Source organism: Bacillus sp. C1 (assembly GCF_054570475.1).
The window spans coordinates 732,946-751,202 of the sequence record NZ_JBTMZT010000001.1; the positions used below are offsets into that span (position 1 = coordinate 732,946).

Genomic DNA, 18,257 nt, shown 5'->3' on the forward strand with positions numbered 1-18,257 from the left:
GGGATAAGTACCTTTTTCATACCTTATATAGCGAACTGAGGACGGTGTAAGCTCAGGATAAGGAGATAAACGGGAAGATCACCCTGGAGTTCCACGCTGAACAAAAAAAAGTAAGCGTAGGCGTATATTCGCGTTAAGAATATAAAGAGGACCAATTTATATGTATGGTCTACTAGGGTGGTACCGCGGGAGACCTTCTCGTCCCTTTTTGGGGGATGAGAAGGTCTCTTTTTTATTCCGTTTTATTTAGAAAAAGAGCTTTTCTTTTATATATTCGAGGAGGAATTGAGCATGGAGTACAAAAATACATTACTAATGCCGAAAACAGAATTCCCAATGCGTGGGAATTTACCAAAACGTGAGCCTGCAATGCAAGAAAAATGGGCTGAGATGAACATTTATGAAAAAGTACAAGAACATACAAAAGGTCGTCCTTTATTTGTACTGCATGATGGTCCTCCATATGCAAATGGTGACATTCATATGGGACACGCATTAAATAAAGTATTAAAAGATTTTATTGTTCGTTACAAATCGATGACTGGATATTGCGCACCATATGTACCAGGCTGGGACACACATGGTTTACCAATTGAGCAAGCTTTAACAAATAAAGGTGTAAAGCGTAAAGAAATGACAGTGGCAGAATTCCGTAAATTATGTGCAGAGTACGCATATGAACAAGTCAATCGTCAACGCGAGCAGTTTAAACGTCTAGGTGTACGTGCAGATTGGGATAACCCGTACATTACTTTAGAGCCAGCGTATGAAGCACAACAAATTAAAGTGTTTGGTGAAATGGCGAAAAAAGGTTACATTTATAAAGGACAAAAGCCTGTTTATTGGTCTCCAACGAGTGAATCTGCTTTGGCTGAGGCTGAGATTGAATATCAAGATAAAAAATCAGCATCTATTTACGTAGCTTTCCCAGTAAAGGACGGGAAAAACGTATTAGAAGGCGATGAGAAATTTATCATTTGGACAACAACACCTTGGACATTACCAGCCAACTTAGGTATTTCTGTTCACCCAGAACTTGAATACAGTATTGTGAAAGTAAATGGTGAAAAATATATTATTGCTTCTGAACTATTTGATACAGTGTCTAAAACGTTAGAATGGGAAAATACTGAAGTCGTGAAAACAGTTAAAGGTAGCGAACTTGAGTACACGGTTGCGCAGCATCCATTCTATGAGCGTGATTCTTTAGTTATGCTTGGTGAGCACGTTACAACAGACGCTGGTACAGGTTGTGTACATACGGCGCCTGGACACGGGGAAGACGATTTCCTTGTTGGTAAACAATATGGATTGGAAGTTCTTTGCCCAGTTGATGATAAAGGTGTATTAACAAGTGAAGCACCTGGATTTGAAGGCTTATTCTACGATAAAGCGAATAAACCAATTACGGAAAAATTAGAGGAAGTTGGCGCGTTATTAAAATTAACATTTATCACACATTCTTATCCACATGACTGGAGAACGAAAAAACCAATTATTTTCCGTGCGACAGCGCAATGGTTTGCATCTATTGAAGCGTTCCGCAAGGAGCTATTACAAGCTGTTCAAGAAACGAAATGGGTGCCAGCATGGGGGGAAACACGTCTTCATAACATGGTTCGTGATCGTGGTGACTGGTGTATTTCTCGTCAACGTGCTTGGGGTGTACCAATTCCTGTTTTCTATGCAGAGAATGGCGATCCAATTATTACGGATGAAACAATCAATCATGTAGCAGGTCTATTCCGTGAGAACGGTTCTAACGTATGGTTTGAACGTGAAGCGAAGGATTTATTACCGGAAGGATTTACACATCCATCTAGTCCAAATGGCGAATTCCGTAAAGAAACAGACATTATGGACGTATGGTTTGATTCAGGTTCTTCACACCAAGCTGTTTTAGAAGAGCGTGAGGACTTACAACGTCCAGCTGATTTATACTTAGAGGGATCTGATCAATACCGCGGCTGGTTTAACTCTTCATTATCAACAGCAGTCGCAGTAACAGGTAAAGCGCCATATAAAGGTGTCTTAAGTCATGGATTCGTACTAGATGGTGAAGGCCGTAAAATGAGTAAATCCATCGGGAACATTGTTGTACCGAAGAAAATTATGGATCAATTAGGCGGAGATATTTTACGTCTGTGGGTGTCTTCTGTTGATTATCAATCTGATGTACGTATTTCAGATGATATTTTAAAACAAGTAGCAGAAGTATATCGTAAAATCCGTAACACATTCCGTTTCTTATTAGGAAACTTAGCTGATTTTAATCCAAGTCAAGATGCAGTAGCAAAAGCGGAACTACGTGAAGTGGATCGTTATATGCTAGTAAAATTAAATGACTTAATTACAAAAGTAAAAGAAGCATACGAAACATATGACTTTGCGGCAGTGTACCATGCGATTCATAACTTCTGTACAATTGACTTAAGCTCATTCTATTTAGACTTTGCAAAAGACATTTTATACATCGAAGCTGCAAATCAGCATGATCGTCGTGCCATTCAAACAGTTCTTTATGATGTTCTTGTTGCATTAACAAAACTTGTAACACCAATCTTACCTCATACAGCTGATGAAGTATGGCCATATGTTCCTGGTGTTGTAGAAGAAAGCGTTCAGCTAACTGATATGCCAGAAGCTGTAGAAGTAGAAGGTGCAGAAGCATTAAAAACAAAGTGGGATGCATTTATGACACTTCGCGATGACGTATTAAAAGCTTTAGAAGTGGCTCGTAATGAAAAAGTAATCGGTAAGTCATTAAATGCAAGTATTACGTTATATCCAACTGTAGAAATGAAACAAACATTAGAATCGATTAGTGAAGATTTAAAACAATTGTTTATTGTTTCTGAGTATAAACTTGGCGGAACAATGGAAGAAGCTCCAGCAGATGCTCCGAAATATGAGCATACAGCTGTTGTCGTAGCACAGGCAACTGGTGAAACATGTGAACGTTGCTGGGTTGTTTCTGAAACAATTGGTAAGGACGCTGAGCATGAGACATTATGTGAGCGTTGTGCAACAGTTGTAAAAGAAAACTATGTGAAATAATAATGTGATAATGAAAACTGACTGCTATTCCAGCAGTCAGTTTTTTATATTGAGGAAGAATTTTTAGCAAAAGGATGGGAAATTCGATTGGTTATGGACTTTTCTATTGGATAAGGTGAAGGAGATTGTTAAGCAATTTCCTAGGAAGGAAAAATGTGTGAGCGGTAAGTGAGAATTTTTCGGACACACTAACGGTACATTGCAGCCGGGAGGAATGTATACGTGAATGAAATCTATATGGAAATCAAAGAAGAATTACAATTGATGAAAAAAGAATTACAGGAGCGACTGGCAAAAGAAGCGATGCACACATACCATATGGAATTTGGGCAAGAACTAGGCTATGAAATGAAGGAAGATGCGAAAAAGAAGTTGTTTTTACATGATATAAGAGAAGATTTAAAAGATGTGGAACGAGCACTATTTAAAATGGAAATTGATATGTATGGGGTTTGTGAAGAAACAGGGAAATATATTCCTGTAAAGAAAATGCAAATGATGCCAACAGCTCGTACAATTCATGAATTTTTATATGAGAAAGTAAATGTCTGATAGGCACAACGATATTATATTGCCTTTTTTCATTTTATTTTATTCTTACCGTAAAGGTTCATTGTGAAAAGGTCGTAGCTATGCTAAAATTTTGAGGTACACTGTCTTTGTGGGGGAAATAAAAATGATATATTATTTAATAGCCGTATTTGTCATTGCCATTGATCAAATATCGAAATGGTTCATTGTAAAGAACATGGAATTAGGTACAAGTATCCCGATTATCGATAATGTATTATACATAACATCACATCGGAATAGAGGAGCTGCCTGGGGCATGTTAGAAAATCAAATGTGGTTCTTCTATATTATTACAGTTGTTTTTGTAGGATTTATCGTATTTTATATGAAGAAGTATGCAAAAACAGACAAGCTTCTAGGCGTTTCTTTAGGTCTTATATTAGGCGGAGCAATTGGCAATTTTATTGATCGTGTATTTAGACAAGAAGTGGTGGATTTCATTCACGTGTATATTTTTTCATACAACTATCCGGTATTTAACATAGCTGACTCAGCTTTATGTATTGGGGTTGTATTAATTATTATTCAAACATTATTAGAAGGAAAGAAAATGAAGGAGTAATTGAATGAGCGAAGTAGTACAAGTAACAGTTGCAGAAGAACAAAAAAGTGAACGGATTGATAAATTCGTTGCAGGTGTAAACAGTGAATGGTCACGTTCCCAGGTACAGCAATGGATTAAAGATGGTGTCGTAACGGTAAATGGAAATGCCATTAAAGGAAATTATAAAGTAAAAGCGAATGATGAAATCGCAGTAGCGATTCCAGAACCAGAAGAACTTGACATTCGTGCAGAAGATATGAATTTAGAAATTCATTATGAGGATGCTGATGTACTAGTTGTGAATAAACCGCGCGGTATGGTTGTACACCCAGCACCTGGACATACGAGTGGTACACTTGTAAATGGGTTAATGCACCATTGTACAGATTTATCCGGTATTAACGGCGTAATGCGTCCTGGTATTGTGCACCGTATTGATAAAGACACATCTGGTTTATTAATGGTAGCTAAAAATGATATGGCACATGAATCTCTTGTAAATCAGCTTGTGGAAAAAACAGTAACAAGACGATATAAGGCGATTGTTCATGGTGTAATTCCGCATGATAAAGGGACGATTGATGCACCGATTGCTCGAGACAAGAAGGATCGTCAAAGTATGACGGTTGATGAAAATGGGAAACACGCTGTTACACATTTTCAAGTGTTAGAACGATTTAAAGATTTCACGCTTGTTGAATGTCGTTTAGAAACGGGACGTACACATCAAATTCGTGTTCATATGAAATATATCGGGTATCCACTTGCGGGAGATCCGAAATATGGTCCGAAAAAAACATTAGATATAGATGGACAGGCGCTTCATGCAGGGATTTTAGGGTTTGATCACCCTCGTACAGGTGAATATATTGAATTAAAAGCACCTGTACCAGCGATATTTGAAGAAGTCTTACATGCTTTACGGAAATAGTATTGACAAAGTGCGTAAAACCTGCGATACTAACAACAGTTAAATAATGATCCTTTAACACAGCCCCGTGAGGTTGAGAAGGTAACGGTTTGAAATACTTAGGGTATGGTTATACCCTTTTTTCAAAAGTCCTCTCGCACACGCTGAGAGGACTTTTTTTATACCATTCCTCTCACGTAAGGAAAAAAGCTTGGAGGTGTAGAACATGCAAGAAAAAGCTGTCGTTTTAGATGACCAAATGATCCGCCGCGCTTTAACACGTATCAGTCATGAAATTGTGGAACGTAATAAAGGTGTTGATAATTGTGTTCTTGTCGGAATTAAAACACGTGGTATCTTTATTGCACAGCGTTTAGCAGAACGCATTGGTCAAATTGAAGGGAAAGAAATAGCAGTAGGTGAGTTAGACATCACATTGTATCGTGATGACTTAACACTACAATCTAAAAACAAAGAACCACTTGTAAAAGGTTCAGATATTCCCGTGGACATTACGAAGAAAAAAGTGATTCTTGTAGATGATGTATTATATACAGGAAGAACGGTACGAGCAGCAATGGATGCTCTTATGGATTTAGGGAGACCATCACAAATCCAGCTCGCTGTTCTTGTAGACAGAGGTCATCGTGAATTACCAATTCGCGCTGATTATGTAGGAAAGAACATTCCAACGTCGAGTGAAGAACGAATTGAAGTTGATCTGCAAGAGACGGATCAGCAAGATCGAGTAAGTATATATGATAAATAAGCCCTTTTAAATGTAGTCCCGTGAGGCTGCCAAAGGGTCTTGGCCTTCATATGTCAAATTTGGCATATGAACGTATAGGACTCTTTGTGCATAGGCGCAAAGAGTTTTTTTATTGCAAAGTTTTAAACTGAAGGAGGATGTAACAATGGAACAAAAGCCAGTGTTAGACGTTCAGGAAGTACCGAAACCCGGAAAATGGTTATTTTTAAGTATACAACATTTGTTCGCGATGTTTGGATCAACAGTGCTTGTTCCGTTTTTAACAGGACTGAATCCATCAGTAGCTTTAATATCAAGTGGATTAGGAACACTAGCGTTCCTTCTTATAACAAAAGGTCAAGTACCAGCATATCTCGGATCATCATTTGCGTTTATCGCACCAATTATTACAGCAAAAACAGCAGGTGGGCCAGGAGCAGCAATGCTTGGTGGCTTACTAGCAGGACTTGTTTACATCTTAATTTCACTTGGAATTAAGAAGTCAGGATCGGGGTGGATTATGAAGTTACTTCCGCCGATTGTCGTAGGTCCGGTTGTAATGGTTATCGGATTGGCATTAGCACACACAGCAGTTAATATGGCAATGAATAATGCTGATGGAAAATATAGTGTTACACATTTCTCCGTAGCGCTCGTAACGTTAGCAATTACAATTATTTGCTCCATATTTGGAAGAGGATTTTTCAGTATCATACCAGTTTTACTAGGGATTATCGGCGGATATATCTTCGCGTACTTCCAAGGATTAGTAGACTTAAAGCCGGTAGCAGAAGCGAAATGGTTCACTGTACCAGACTTTACCGTACCATTTATAACTTACACACCAGAGTTTTCATGGAAGATTGTACTCTTAATGGTGCCAGTAGCACTTGTAACAATTTCAGAACATATCGGGCATCAAATTGTACTTGGCAATGTAATAAATAGAGATTTAATTGAAAAACCAGGTTTACATCGTTCAATTTTTGGGGATGGTGTAGCAACATTAATCGCCTCAGTAATCGGCGGACCACCGAATACAACATATGGTGAAAACATCGGTGTACTCGCAATTACGAGAGCGTACAGTGTATACTTATTCGTTGGATCAGCGGTGTTCGCAATTATGTTCGGATTTATCGGTAAGATTTCAGCATTGATTCACTCGATTCCAACACCGGTTATGGGTGGTGTATCAATCTTACTCTTTGGCGTAATTGCATCAAGTGGTTTACGCATGATGGTAGACGAGAAAACAGACTTAAGCGACAAACGTAACTTAATGATCGCATCAGTGATTCTTGTAATCGGTATTGGTGGTGCAGTACTCCGCGTTGGAGAATCATTCCAAGTTGAAGGAATGGCGCTTGCAGCAATCGTTGGTGTACTGTTAAATCTACTGTTACCTGAAATGAAACAGAAACAACAATCTAAGCAGCTTGCTTCATAAAAACAACCTTTTAATTCAGTCCTGTGAGACAGAAAAGGGTGGCTTCTTTCTTGCACCCTAGTCTCACACGGCTAGGGTATTTTTATGCAGTTATTGTTATACAAATACAAAGGTGTTATCATAAAAATCAGAAAGATGAGGGATGACAATGAGCCATTTGTTAACGATGAGTGAATTATCGAAAGAAGAGATTTCAGAAATCCTGAAAGAAGCAGAAGATTTCGCGAATGGGAAAGAGAGCAAAACAACAGAGCAAACGTTTGTAGCGAACTTATTTTTCGAAAATAGTACGAGAACAAAATTTAGCTTTGAAGTTGCAGAGAAGAGATTAGGACTAGATGTGTTAAACTTCTCAGCAGATTCCTCTAGCGTACAAAAGGGAGAAACACTATACGATACGATAAGAACACTAGAATCAATCGGAACAAAAGCAGTAGTCATTCGCCATCAAGAGGATCGCTACTTCGATGAGCTAAAAGATAAAGTAAACATTCCAATTTTAAATGCTGGTGATGGATGTGGAAATCATCCAACACAGTGTTTACTAGATCTTCTAACAATTAAACAAGAGTTTGGGAGTTTTGAAGGATTAAAGATTGCGATCGTAGGAGATATCCGCCACAGCCGAGTAGCACGCTCTAATGCTGAAGCATTAACGAAATTAGGAGCGAGCATTTACTTTGCTAGCCCAGAAGAGTGGAAGGATGAAACAAACGCATTTGGAACATACAAAAACTTAGATGAACTTGTTTCAGAAGTTGATGTGATGATGTTACTTCGTGTACAACATGAGCGTCATGATCATTATGAAACAGGCATCATGAAAGAGTATCATGAGCAGCACGGTTTAACAATTGAACGAGAAAAACGTATGAAACAAGGAAGCATTATTATGCATCCAGCTCCTGTAAACCGCGATGTAGAAATTGCGAGTGAGCTCGTTGAGTGTGAGCGCTCTCGTATTTTCAAACAGATGGAAAACGGAGTTTACGTAAGAATGGCTGTACTAAAACGCGCATTACCAAATGTATTAGGAGGAATGAAACATGAATTATTTGTTTAAAAACGGACGTTATCTAAATGAAGCAGGAAAAATTGTAGCAACAGATCTTCTCGTACAAGACGGTAAAATTGCGAAAGTAGCAGAAAATATTACGGCAGATAATGCTGAAGTAATCGATGTAAACGGAAAATTAATTGCACCTGGATTAGTAGATGTACACGTTCATCTTCGTGAACCAGGTGGTGAACATAAAGAAACAATTGAAACAGGTACACTTGCCGCGGCAAAAGGTGGTTTTACAACAATTTGTGCAATGCCAAATACACGACCAGTACCAGATAGTAAAGAACATATGGAAGATTTGCAAAAGCGAATTAAAGAAAACGCGCATGTAAATGTACTGCCATATGGCGCGATTACAGTACGCCAAGCAGGTTCTGAAATGACAGACTTTGAAACATTAAAAGAACTTGGCGCATTCGCGTTTACTGACGATGGAGTAGGCGTACAAGATGCGAGCATGATGTTAGCTGCTATGAAGCGTGCAGCGAAATTAAATATGGCAGTCGTTGCGCACTGTGAAGAAAATACGCTAATTAATAAAGGTTGTGTACATGAAGGGAAGTTTTCTGAGAAACACGGATTAAACGGTATCCCATCAGTATGTGAATCTGTACATATTGCCCGGGACATATTGCTTGCGGAAGCGGCAGATTGTCACTATCACGTATGTCACGTAAGTACAAAAGGATCTGTACGAGTGATTCGTGATGCGAAACGTGCTGGAATTAAAGTGACAGCAGAAGTAACACCACATCACTTACTACTATGTGAAGATGATATTCCGTCAGCGGATCCTAACTTTAAAATGAACCCACCGCTTCGTGGAAAAGAAGATCATGCTGCTTTGATTGAAGGGTTATTAGATGGAACAATCGATATAATCGCAACAGATCATGCACCACATACAGCGGAAGAGAAAGCACAAGGTATTGAAAGAGCACCATTTGGAATTACTGGTTTCGAAACAGCATTCCCACTACTTTATACAAACCTTGTGAAAAAAGGAATTATCACATTAGAACAATTGATTCAATTTTTAACGGAAAAACCAGCAGACACATTTGGTTTAGAAGCAGGCCGCCTGAAAGAAGGCAGAGCAGCTGACATTACAATTATCGATTTAGAACAAGAAGACAAAATTGATCCAACAACATTCTTATCAAAAGGAAAAAATACACCATTCGCAGGCTGGGAATGCCAAGGTTGGCCGGTTATGACAATCGTTGGTGGTAAGATCGCATGGCAAAAGGAGAGTGCATTAGTATGAAAAGACAACTTATCTTAGAAGATGGAACAGTATTAATTGGAAAAGGTTTCGGAGGAGAGATCGAAAAGTCAGGTGAGGTTGTATTTACAACAGGAATGACTGGATATCAAGAAACATTATCCGATCCATCATATTGCGGTCAAATTGTAACATTTACGTACCCACTAATTGGAAACTACGGAATTAATCGTGACGACTTTGAATCGATTCAGCCATCTGTACACGGTTTAATTGTAAATGAAATTTGTGACCATCCATCTAACTTCCGTAACGAAATTTCATTAGATGAGTATTTAAAAGGAAGAAACATTCCAGGACTTGCAGGAATTGATACGAGAAAACTAACACGAAAAATTCGTCAATATGGAACATTACGCGGACGCCTTTGTAACATGGATGCAGACGTAGATTACATTGTAAGTCAATTAAAAGCAACGGTCTTTACAGATCATGTAAAGCGTGTATCAACAAAAGATCCGTATCCAAGTCCCGGTCGTGGCTACCGCGTTGTACTTGTGGACTTCGGAATGAAGCACGGTATTTTGCGCGAGCTAAATAAACGTGATTGTGATGTAATCGTTGTACCTTACAATACAACAGCGGAAGAAATTTTACGTCTTAGTCCAGACGGAATTATGTTAAGTAATGGACCTGGTGATCCAAAAGATGTACCAGAAGCAATTGAAATGTTAAAAGAAATCATCGGAAAAGTACCTTTATTCGGGATTTGCCTTGGACATCAATTGTTCGCTCTAGCATCTGGTGCAAATACAAGTAAATTGAAATTCGGTCACCGTGGTTTAAACCATCCAGTAAAACACCTTGCAACTGGAAAAGTAGCAATTACTTCTCAAAACCATGGTTATGCAGTAGAAGAAGAATCAGTTAAAAATACAGAGCTTGAAATTACGCATGTAGCTTTAAATGATGGAACAGTAGAAGGTCTTCGTCATACGAAGTTCCCAGCATTTACAGTACAATACCATCCAGAAGCTTCAGCGGGACCAGAAGATGCAAATGATTTATTCGAAGATTTCTTAACAATGATCGAAAACTTCAAGAAAGAAGGGGAAGAGTTATGCCAAAACGCCTAGACATTAACACAATTTTAGTAATCGGATCAGGACCAATTGTAATTGGGCAAGCAGCGGAGTTTGACTACTCTGGTACACAAGCTTGTCAATCTCTTAAAGAGGAAGGTTACAAAGTAATCCTTGTTAACTCTAACCCAGCAACAATTATGACAGATACTGCAACGGCAGATAAAGTATATATTGAACCATTAACATTAGAATTCGTAAGCCGTATTATTCGTAAAGAACGTCCAGATGCAATCTTACCGACATTAGGTGGTCAAACGGGCTTAAACATGGCTGTTGAACTTGCAAAATCAGGTGTACTTGATGAGTGCGGAGTTGAAATTTTAGGAACAAAATTATCAGCAATTGAGCAAGCAGAAGATCGTGATTTATTCCGTACATTAATGCAAGATTTAAATGAACCAACACCACCAAGTGAAATCATTCATAACCTTGATGAAGCATATGAATTTGTAAAAGAAATTGGTTATCCAGTAATTGTTCGCCCAGCATTTACACTTGGCGGAACAGGCGGCGGTATTTGCCACGATGAAGAAGAATTAATTGAAACGGTAACAAGTGGTTTAAAACATAGCCCAGTAACGCAATGTTTATTAGAAAAGAGTATTGCTGGCTGTAAAGAAATCGAATACGAAGTAATGCGTGATTCAAATGATAACGCAATCGTAGTATGTAACATGGAAAATATCGATCCAGTTGGTGTGCATACAGGTGATTCTATCGTTGTAGCGCCGAGTCAAACATTAAGTGACCGTGAGTATCAAATGTTACGTAACACTTCATTGCGAATTATTCGTGCGTTAGGAATTGAAGGTGGATGTAACGTTCAGCTCGCACTTGATCCATATAGCTTCCAATACTATGTAATCGAAGTAAATCCACGTGTAAGTCGTTCATCTGCATTAGCATCTAAAGCAACAGGATATCCAATCGCGAAGTTAGCAGCGAAAATTGCAGTCGGCTTAACATTAGATGAAATTGTAAACCCAGTAACACAAAAAACATATGCTTGCTTCGAGCCAGCATTAGACTATGTTGTTTCAAAAATTCCGCGCTGGCCGTTTGATAAGTTTGAATCAGCAAACCGAACACTTGGTACACAAATGAAGGCAACTGGTGAAGTTATGTCAATCGGACGTAACTTAGAGGAATCATTATTAAAAGCGGTTCGTTCTTTAGAGCTTGGCATTTATCACTTAGAGTTAGAGCATCTAAAAGAGCTTGATAAAGAAACGATGAAAAAACGTATTATAAAAGCTGATGATGAGCGTCTGTTTGTTGTAGCAGAAGCGATCCGTCAAGGTGTAACGAAAGAAGAAATCAACGCATGGTGTGAAATGGACTTCTTCTTCTTACAAAAAGTCGAAAACATTGTAAACATGGAACGCGAAGTAAAAGCGAATGTAGGAAATATGGAAGTATTACAATCTGCAAAAGAAATGGGCTTCAGTGATCATTACATCGCAGCTGCTTGGGGTAAAACAGAACGTGAAATTTATGATGTGCGTAAAGAAAATAGCATGACGCCAGTATTCAAAATGGTAGATACTTGTGCGGCAGAATTCGAATCTGCAACACCTTACTACTACAGCACACATGGAGATGAAAATGAATCGATCGTTACCGATCGTAAAAGCGTAGTTGTACTTGGATCTGGTCCAATCCGTATCGGCCAAGGTGTTGAGTTTGACTATGCAACAGTTCACTCTGTATGGGCAATTAAAGAAGCCGGATATGAAGCAATTATTATTAACAATAACCCAGAAACAGTTTCAACAGACTTCAGTATTTCTGACAAATTATACTTTGAACCATTAACAATCGAAGATGTAATGCACATTATTGATTTAGAACAGCCAGAAGGTGTTATCGTTCAGTTCGGTGGACAAACGGCAATTAACTTAGCAGCGAAATTAGAAGAACACGGTGTGAAAATTTTAGGAACATCACTTGAAGATTTAGACCGTGCAGAAGATCGTGATAAATTCGAAGCTGCATTAACACAATTAGGTATCCCGCAACCGGTAGGTAAAACAGCAACAACTGTAGAACAAGCGGTAGTAATCGCTGAAGAAATTGGTTATCCAGTATTAGTAAGACCATCTTACGTGCTAGGTGGACGTGCGATGGAAATCGTATATCGTCAAGAAGAACTGCTGCACTACATGAAAAACGCAGTTAAAGTTCATGCAGATCATCCAGTATTAATTGACCGCTATATGGTTGGGAAAGAAATTGAAGTAGATGCAATTTCAGACGGTGAAAATGTATTCATTCCAGGTATTATGGAACATATTGAGCGCGCTGGCGTCCACTCTGGTGACTCAATTGGAGTATATCCACCACAAAGTTTATCGGCAAAACTGAAAGAACAAATTATTGAACATACAATTGCACTTGGAAAAGGTTTAAACATTGTTGGATTACTGAATATCCAGTTTGTAGTATTCGAAGATCAAGTGTACGTAATTGAAGTAAACCCACGTGCGAGCCGGACGGTACCATTCTTAAGTAAAATTACAGGCGTACCGATGGCAAATGTTGCAACGAAAGTTATTTTAGGTCAAAACCTTGTAGAACAAGGATATGGAACTGGCTATCACCCAGAAGAGAAGGAAGTGTATGTAAAAGCTCCAGTATTCTCATTTGCGAAATTACGTTCAGTTGATACAACATTAGGGCCTGAAATGAAATCAACAGGGGAAGTAATGGGGAAAGACTTAACGCTTGAAAAAGCATTATATAAAGGGCTTGTTGCTTCTGGAATTAACATTCCAACGCATGGATCAGTAATCATTACTGTGGCGGATAAAGATAAAGAAGAAGCAATGGAAATTGCAAAACGTTTCCATGAAATCGGCTATAACTTATTAGCAACAGCAGGGACAGCACAATCGTTAACAGAGAAAAACATTCCGGTGCAAGTTGTAAACAAAATTGATTCTGAAGACTACAACTTACTTGATATTATCCGTCAAGGGAAAGCACAGTTTGTAATCAATACATTAACAAAAGGAAAACAACCAGCGCGTGATGGTTTCCGCATTCGCCGTGAATCAGTAGAAAATGGTGTGGCTTGCTTAACGTCACTTGATACAACAAGAGCAATTTTAAGAGTACTAGAATCAATGACATTCTCAGCTCACGCAATGAAAGAAATCGCGCCAGCGCAGCGTCACGAGGTGGTACATGCATGATGCAAAAGCAAAATATGATCGTCGTTAACCAAACAGAAATCGCAAAAAATATTTATGAATTAGTGCTTCAAGGGGATCTTGTAAAGCAAATGAACGAACCAGGGCAGTTTGTACACATTAAGGTAGCAGAAGGCATTACGCCTCTGCTACGCCGCCCAATTAGTATTTGTAACGTTGATCAAGATAAGAACGAATTTACAATGCTATATCGTGCGGAAGGGCAAGGGACAAAAACATTAGCAAAAAGAAAACAAGGTGAACTTGTAGATGTGTTAGGACCACTCGGACACGGGTTTCCGGTCGCAGAAGCGGAAGCTGGAAAAACCGCTCTATTAGTAGGCGGCGGAATCGGTGTCCCGCCACTTTATGAACTATCACAACGCCTTGTTGCAAAAGGTGTACGTGTCATTCACATATTAGGCTTCCAAACGAAAGATGTTGTCTTCTACGAAGAAAAATTCGCAGAGCTCGGTGATACGTATGTTGCAACGGTCGATGGTACACATGGTACAAAAGGATTTGTAACAGATGTAATTGACGCGTATGGAATTGACTTTGACATTCTTTACTCATGTGGACCATTAGCAATGCTACGTGCATTAGAAGGCCGTTATAAAGAGAAAAAAGCCTACATTTCACTAGAAGAACGTATGGGCTGTGGTATTGGAGCATGTTTCGCATGTGTATGCCATTTGCAAGAAGATCCAAATGGACATTCTTACAAGAAGGTGTGTAGCGATGGACCAGTATTTCCAATCGGGGAGGTTGTACTATGAACAGATTGCAAGTTGAATTACCAGGATTATCATTAAAGAATCCAATCATCCCAGCATCTGGTTGCTTCGGATTTGGTCGTGAGTATGCACAGTTTTATGATTTAAGCGTACTTGGATCCATTATGATTAAAGCAACGACAGAACAACCTCGTTTTGGGAATCCAACGCCGCGTGTAGCTGAAACGCCAGGCGGAATGCTAAATGCCATTGGACTTCAAAATCCTGGACTAGAAAAGGTTATGACTTCTGAATTACCTTGGCTAGAACAATTCGACCTTCCTATTATTGCGAATGTTGCTGGTTCACAAGCTGAGGATTATGTAGCAGTAGCAAAGGAAATTTCGAAAGCACCAAATGTTCATGCGCTAGAATTAAATATTTCTTGTCCAAACGTAAAAACGGGTGGTATCGCTTTTGGTACTGTCCCGGAAATTGCTGCTGATTTAACGAAGCGAGTAAAAGAGGTTTCTGAAGTGCCCGTATATGTGAAATTGTCACCGAATGTGGCAAACATTGTGGAGATTGCAAAGGCGATCGAAAATGCAGGTGCGGATGGTTTAACGATGATTAATACATTGCTTGGTATGCGTCTAGATTTAAAAACAGCAAAACCAATTTTAGCGAACCGTACAGGTGGACTATCAGGTCCAGCGATTAAGCCGGTGGCAATTCGTATGGTACATGAGGTAAGTCAAGCGGTGAACATTCCAATTATCGGAATGGGCGGCGTTGAATCAGCAGAAGATGTAATTGAGTTCTTCTATGCAGGCGCAAGTGCAGTTGCAGTAGGTACAGCGAACTTCATTGATCCGTTCGTATGTCCGACAATTATTAAAGAATTACCGGCACTATTAGATGAATTAGGATTTGATCATATTTCGGAATGTCAAGGAAGGAGCTGGAAGCAAGTATGTCACAGTCGTTAATCGTTGCACTAGATTTTCCAGGGAAACAAGAGGTAGAACAATTTTTATGCCACTTTGAAGGGGAAGCATTATTTGTCAAAGTAGGTATGGAGTTATTTTACAAAGAGGGCCCTGCAATTATTACGTACTTAAAAGAAAAAGGACATAAAATCTTTCTAGATTTAAAACTTCATGATATTCCGAATACAGTAAAAAGCGCTATGCGTAGCCTAGCTAGTCTAGATGTTGATATGGTAAATGTTCATGCTGCTGGGGGAAGCAACATGATGAAAGCCGCGATTGAGGGATTAGAGGAAGGTAAGCAAGAAGGAAAAGAGAGACCGATTTGTATTGCAGTTACACAACTAACAAGCACTTCGGAAGCTATGATGAAAAAAGAGATCGGCATTGAGAAAACGTTAGAAGAAGCGGTTGCTCACTATGCGAAATTAACGAAAGAAAGTGGACTTGACGGTGTTGTATGTTCAACACTAGAAGTACCAAAGTTACATGAAGTATGTGGATCTGCATTTGTAACAGTAACACCGGGGATTCGTCTTGCAAGTGATGACGTGAATGACCAAGTGCGCGTAGCGACGCCGAAACGTGCGAGGGAACTTGGTTCAAGTTACATCGTAGTAGGACGTAGCATTACCAAAGCAGAAAATCCGCTTGAAGCGTATAAAACAGTAAAACAACAGTGGGAAGGTGTAACAATATGAAAAAAGAAATCGCATCTCATCTATTAGAAATTGGAGCAGTATTTTTACAACCAAATGATCCATTTACTTGGTCTTCTGGTATGAAATCACCAATTTATTGTGATAATCGTTTAACATTATCTTATCCAAAAGTACGCCAAGCGATTGCAGCAGGATTAGAAGAGTTAATTAAAGAGCACTTCGGGGCTGTAGAAGTTATTGCAGGAACAGCAACTGCTGGTATTGCACACGCTGCATGGGTAAGTGATCGTATGGACTTACCAATGTGTTACGTACGTAGTAAAGCAAAGGGTCATGGTAAAGGGAACCAAATTGAAGGAAAAGCAGAAAAAGGTCAAAAAGTAGTAGTAGTAGAAGACCTTATTTCAACTGGTGGCAGCGCAATTACTTGTGTAGAAGCACTTCGGAAGGCTGGTTGTGAAGTATTAGGAATCGTATCAATCTTCACATACGAACTTGAAGCAGGAAAAGAAAAATTAGCAGCAGCAAACGTAGCATCGTATTCTTTAAGTGACTACAGCACATTAACTGAAGTAGCAGCAGAACAAGGTATGATCGGGCAAGCTGAAACGAAGAAATTGCAAGAATGGCGTAAAAATCCAGCTGACGAAGCTTGGGTTACAGCTTAATGACGAAAAACACGACTGCGGGGGGAAACGCGGTCGTGTTTTTTTACCTATTTGAAAAGAATGGATATAGCACTAAATACCAATAAAATTGCCATAACTATATTAAACTGCTGTCTGTATTGTAATAAGAGCTTTTGAAAAATAGAGCCAAATAGACTCCAACTAAATGTGCTCATTAAGCCAACCATTCCTAAAAATAATGAGAACATAAGGAAGCTGGAATAGGAATGGTAATAGGGGAGAATAAAGGTTGCCACTACTGTAAGCCCAAAAAGAATACCTTTTGGATTAACAAATTGTAACAAGATACCTATCAAAAAAAAGTTTCGATTTTCTTCATCATTTCCCCCCGTATTTCCTTTACTGGTAAGTATTTTAAAAGCCAAATATAACATATAAGCTACACCTAAAATGGTTAAAGGAAATTCAATGATTGGCAGAGCACTTGTAAGTATGATGTTAAAAAAACTACACAATAATGTGAGAACAAAAAATCCAAAACTAACTCCTAAACAAAATGTAAATGTTTTCTTTAATCCATGTTTATTCGCAAACGTCATTGCCATGATGTTATTGGGACCTGGGGTGAAACTGCTAATAAAAACAAATAACAAAAATGAAAATAAAGGCATTTTGGATCTCCCTTTCATGAATGTATGTTATAATGTCCGAAATGAACAATATAACGTTGTGCTTTTTATTATACATAACGGTCGTTATAATGTATATAGGATAGGAGTGGTTTTATGGAAGAAATTCAGATTATTCTTGCAAAAAATTTAAAAGCTATTAGAGAAAAAGAAAAGTTAAGTTTGGAAAAGGTCTCTCAATTAAGTGGTGTAAGTAAAACGATGATCGGACAAATTGAAAGAGGAGAGTCAAGTCCAACTCTTACAACGATTTGGAAAATAGCGAATGGGTTAAAGGTTTCTTTTACTTCTCTTATAAATAATCCGCAACCAGACATTACAGTTGTTTTAAAAAAGGAAATTCAAGTATTATTTGAAGACAATGGGAGATATAGAGTTTATCCTCATTTTCCATTCCAAGAGGATAGACGCTTTGAAATTTACTCTGTCGAAATTGAAAAAGAAGGGATGTTAAGTTCTGAATCTCATAGAGAGGGAACGGAGGAATTTATTACTGTTTTTGATGGAGAAGTAATGATTCGCGTTAGTGAATGTAACTATAAGTTAAAAAGTGGTGATTCAATCAGGTTTAAGGCTGATAGACCACATACATATTATAATTTGGGAGAAACATTAGCTAGATTAAGTATGACGATATATTATCCAAGTTAATAAGGAACCTAA

16 protein-coding genes and 1 other annotated feature (1 of these 17 running past the window's edge) are annotated in these 18,257 nt (G+C 38.6%); of the genes, 15 read left to right on the top strand and 1 reads right to left on the bottom strand.

The window, feature by feature from the left end:
- Positions 1 to 209, top strand: a binding site (T-box leader) (it extends 15 nt beyond the left edge of the window).
- A gap of 82 nt (positions 210 to 291) precedes the next feature.
- The 14 genes from ileS2 to pyrE all read left to right on the top strand — a co-directional run bounded on the left by ileS2 (position 292) and on the right by pyrE (position 16,944).
- A complete protein-coding gene (gene ileS2, locus ACX5JI_RS03965; protein WP_459499782.1) occupies positions 292 to 3,057 on the top strand; it encodes an isoleucine--tRNA ligase in 2,766 nt (921 codons plus the stop codon).
- A 222-nt stretch (positions 3,058 to 3,279) separates the two neighbouring features.
- Complete coding sequence (locus tag ACX5JI_RS03970; RefSeq protein WP_459499783.1) at positions 3,280 to 3,609, top strand: TraR/DksA C4-type zinc finger protein; 330 nt, start codon at positions 3,280 to 3,282, stop codon at positions 3,607 to 3,609.
- Positions 3,610 to 3,733: 124 nt separating this feature from the next.
- Entirely contained in the window at positions 3,734 to 4,192 is a 459-nt protein-coding gene (gene lspA / locus ACX5JI_RS03975) for a lipoprotein signal peptidase LspA (RefSeq protein ID WP_459499784.1), read from the top strand.
- A 4-nt stretch (positions 4,193 to 4,196) separates the two neighbouring features.
- Positions 4,197 to 5,105 (top strand): RluA family pseudouridine synthase, encoded by a 909-nt coding sequence (locus tag ACX5JI_RS03980; RefSeq protein WP_459499785.1) that lies wholly within the window; start codon positions 4,197 to 4,199, stop codon positions 5,103 to 5,105.
- Positions 5,106 to 5,310: 205 nt separating this feature from the next.
- Complete coding sequence (gene pyrR, locus ACX5JI_RS03985) at positions 5,311 to 5,853, top strand: bifunctional pyrimidine operon transcriptional regulator/uracil phosphoribosyltransferase (protein ID WP_459499786.1); 543 nt, start codon at positions 5,311 to 5,313, stop codon at positions 5,851 to 5,853.
- A gap of 145 nt (positions 5,854 to 5,998) precedes the next feature.
- Positions 5,999 to 7,282, top strand: a complete 1,284-nt coding sequence (gene uraA / locus ACX5JI_RS03990) for a uracil permease (protein WP_459499787.1) — start codon at positions 5,999 to 6,001, stop codon at positions 7,280 to 7,282.
- A 148-nt stretch (positions 7,283 to 7,430) separates the two neighbouring features.
- Positions 7,431 to 8,345 carry an aspartate carbamoyltransferase catalytic subunit gene (locus tag ACX5JI_RS03995; protein ID WP_459499788.1) on the top strand — a complete coding sequence of 305 codons (915 nt, stop codon included), beginning with the start codon at positions 7,431 to 7,433 and terminating at the stop codon, positions 8,343 to 8,345.
- Positions 8,329 to 9,615: a dihydroorotase gene (gene pyrC / locus ACX5JI_RS04000; RefSeq protein ID WP_459499789.1), complete on the top strand. Its 1,287-nt coding sequence runs from the start codon at positions 8,329 to 8,331 to the stop codon at positions 9,613 to 9,615. Before ACX5JI_RS03995 ends, pyrC begins: the two co-directional genes overlap by 17 nt.
- Positions 9,612 to 10,709 carry a carbamoyl phosphate synthase small subunit gene (locus tag ACX5JI_RS04005; RefSeq protein ID WP_459499790.1) on the top strand — a complete coding sequence of 366 codons (1,098 nt, stop codon included), beginning with the start codon at positions 9,612 to 9,614 and terminating at the stop codon, positions 10,707 to 10,709. The genes pyrC and ACX5JI_RS04005 overlap by 4 nt, the downstream gene beginning before the upstream one ends.
- A complete protein-coding gene (gene carB, locus ACX5JI_RS04010) occupies positions 10,694 to 13,912 on the top strand; it encodes a carbamoyl-phosphate synthase large subunit (RefSeq protein WP_459499791.1) in 3,219 nt (1,072 codons plus the stop codon). Before ACX5JI_RS04005 ends, carB begins: the two co-directional genes overlap by 16 nt.
- Complete coding sequence (pyrK, locus tag ACX5JI_RS04015) at positions 13,909 to 14,688, top strand: dihydroorotate oxidase B electron transfer subunit (RefSeq protein ID WP_459499792.1); 780 nt, start codon at positions 13,909 to 13,911, stop codon at positions 14,686 to 14,688. The genes carB and pyrK overlap by 4 nt, the downstream gene beginning before the upstream one ends.
- Positions 14,685 to 15,614 carry a dihydroorotate oxidase B catalytic subunit gene (gene pyrD / locus ACX5JI_RS04020; protein ID WP_459499793.1) on the top strand — a complete coding sequence of 310 codons (930 nt, stop codon included), beginning with the start codon at positions 14,685 to 14,687 and terminating at the stop codon, positions 15,612 to 15,614. The genes pyrK and pyrD overlap by 4 nt, the downstream gene beginning before the upstream one ends.
- Positions 15,599 to 16,315 carry an orotidine-5'-phosphate decarboxylase gene (pyrF, locus tag ACX5JI_RS04025; protein ID WP_459499794.1) on the top strand — a complete coding sequence of 239 codons (717 nt, stop codon included), beginning with the start codon at positions 15,599 to 15,601 and terminating at the stop codon, positions 16,313 to 16,315. The genes pyrD and pyrF overlap by 16 nt, the downstream gene beginning before the upstream one ends.
- Positions 16,312 to 16,944, top strand: coding sequence for an orotate phosphoribosyltransferase (pyrE, locus tag ACX5JI_RS04030; protein WP_459499795.1), 633 nt, complete (start codon positions 16,312 to 16,314; stop codon positions 16,942 to 16,944). Before pyrF ends, pyrE begins: the two co-directional genes overlap by 4 nt.
- A 47-nt stretch (positions 16,945 to 16,991) precedes the next feature.
- Here the strand turns inward: pyrE and ACX5JI_RS04035 are convergent, their stop codons facing one another.
- Positions 16,992 to 17,576: a LysE family transporter gene (locus tag ACX5JI_RS04035; protein ID WP_459499796.1), complete on the bottom strand. Its 585-nt coding sequence runs from the start codon at positions 17,574 to 17,576 to the stop codon at positions 16,992 to 16,994.
- A gap of 114 nt (positions 17,577 to 17,690) precedes the next feature.
- On the opposite strand from ACX5JI_RS04035, the gene ACX5JI_RS04040 reads away from it, so the two are divergent.
- Positions 17,691 to 18,245: a helix-turn-helix domain-containing protein gene (locus tag ACX5JI_RS04040; RefSeq protein ID WP_459499797.1), complete on the top strand. Its 555-nt coding sequence runs from the start codon at positions 17,691 to 17,693 to the stop codon at positions 18,243 to 18,245.
- Positions 18,246 to 18,257 lie beyond the last annotated feature (12 nt).